This window comes from Actinoplanes sp. NPDC051859, from assembly GCF_044452725.1.
GTDB lineage: Bacteria > Actinomycetota > Actinomycetes > Mycobacteriales > Micromonosporaceae > Actinoplanes.
Genome location: NZ_JBITBX010000039.1, coordinates 1 through 1862, shown reverse-complemented (window position 1 = coordinate 1862; position 1862 = coordinate 1). Strand labels below are relative to the sequence as shown.

Below are 1862 nucleotides of genomic sequence, written 5' to 3'. Positions count from 1 at the left end.
TCAGCGCCCACGACCGCGACACCATCCGGCGTCGCCAACACCTGCGCACGAATCAACTCATCCAGCGTTGCCCGGCGCACATCCAGAGGTGCACCTGACACCGCAGGAACGCCGCCCACCAGCAGATCCGCGACCCGCACTTCGGGGGTCGTAGCGATCGCCGTCAGCACCTGGTTGAACACCGCGATGAACCGGTCGATCGTCGCCGGGTCGAGGATGTCGGTGGCGTACGTGAGGAGGCCGTCGAGTCCGGTCTCCGTCTCCACAAGGTCGATCTCGAGATCGGTCTTTGCAGCGTCCAATGCGGCTGGGAGGTTCTCGGCCACCACACCTTCGAGCGTGACGTCGTCGGTCTGACCGTCCGCATGGTGAGCGAGCATGACCTGGAAGAGCGGGTTGCGGTAGGGCACGCGCTCGACATCGACCGTCCGGACGATCTCCTCGAACGGCACCGCCTCGTGGGTGAAGCCGTCCAGCACGGTCTCACGGGTACGCCGCAGCAGGCCGGCCACGGTGTCGCCAGGGTTCAGCCGATGCCGGAACGGGAGCGTGTTGACGAAGTAGCCGACGACACCTTCCAGCTCGTGCTGGGTCCGGCTGGCAACCGGCGAGCCGATCACGAGGTCGTCTCCGCCGCCGAGCGCCGACACGGTCAGCGCCGTCGCCGCGTGCGCAATCATGAACATGGTGAGGCCCAGCTTGTCCGCCACGGCCCGCAGTCCGGCCGCGGCATCGGCGGGGATGGTCCATTGGATGTCGGCACCGCGGTGGGTCGGCTCAGCCGGTCGGGGCCGGTCGAGCCCGATCGTCGACTCCGCCGGCGCGCCGTCGAGCGTGTCACGCCAGTAGTCCAGGAGTGTGGACAGCTCGGAAGCTGGGTCAGCGACGTCGCCGAGCACCGTCCGCTGCCACACTGCGAAGTCCGCGTACTGCACCGGCAGCGGCTCCCACGCCGGGCTGGAACCGTGGAGCCGAGCCTGATAAGCGGTGGCGAGGTCGCCCAGCAGCGGCGGGAATGACCACTCGTCCACGGCGTGGTGGTGCACCGCCAGCACGAACACCCACTCGGCGTCGGCGACGCGGAGCAGTGCGGCCCGGACCGGAAGGTCGGTGCCCAGGTCGAACCCGCTCTGGACCAGCTCGGTGACCCGGCTGTCGGTGTAGTCATCCGTGACGAGTAGCAGCTGCGCGGCCGCCTGCTCGGCGGGGACGATGACCTGCCGCAGCCGGCCGTCTTCCTCGATGATCAGCGTCCGCAACGCCTCATGGCGGCCGACCACGTCCTGCAGGGCTGCTTGCAGGGCGGCCTCGTTCAAATCGCCAGTCAGCCGAGACACCAAGGGAACGACGTACCGCGAACCCGGCCCACCCAGCTGCTCGATGAGCCAAAGCGACTGCTGCCCGTACGAGACTGGCAGGGTCGCGGGCCGCGGAATCTCGCCGACCCGGAGCAGCTGGGGTGCGTTGTCCACGTCCACTGCGTCGGCTAGGCGGGCGACGGTGGGCCGATCGAAGATGTCCCGCAGTGTCAGCGACGCACCCAGCTGGGCATTGGCGCGGGCGACCGCCTTCGTAGCCAGCAGCGAGTGTCCGCCAAGCCGGAAGAAGTCATCGTCCACCGACACCGCCGGTACTTGCAGAACTTCCTGGAACACCTCGGCCAGCACCTGCTCGGTGTGCGTCTGCGGCACCCGCCCAGCCGTGCCACCAAGCGTCGGGACAGGCAGCGCGCGCCGATCCAGTTTGCCGTTCGCCGTCACCGGCAACGCGTCCAAGAAACTGAAAGCCGCCGGGACCATGTACTCCGGCAACCGCGCCTCGGCCAAAACCCGCAACTCATCAGCCGACACGCCACCGACCAC

General features: G+C 68.5%; 1 protein-coding gene. It reads right to left on the bottom strand.

The window, feature by feature from the left end:
* Positions 1-1862, bottom strand: a 1862-nt coding sequence (locus tag ACIA1L_RS33410; RefSeq protein WP_396077075.1) for a condensation domain-containing protein, incomplete at both ends; no start/stop codon positions are given.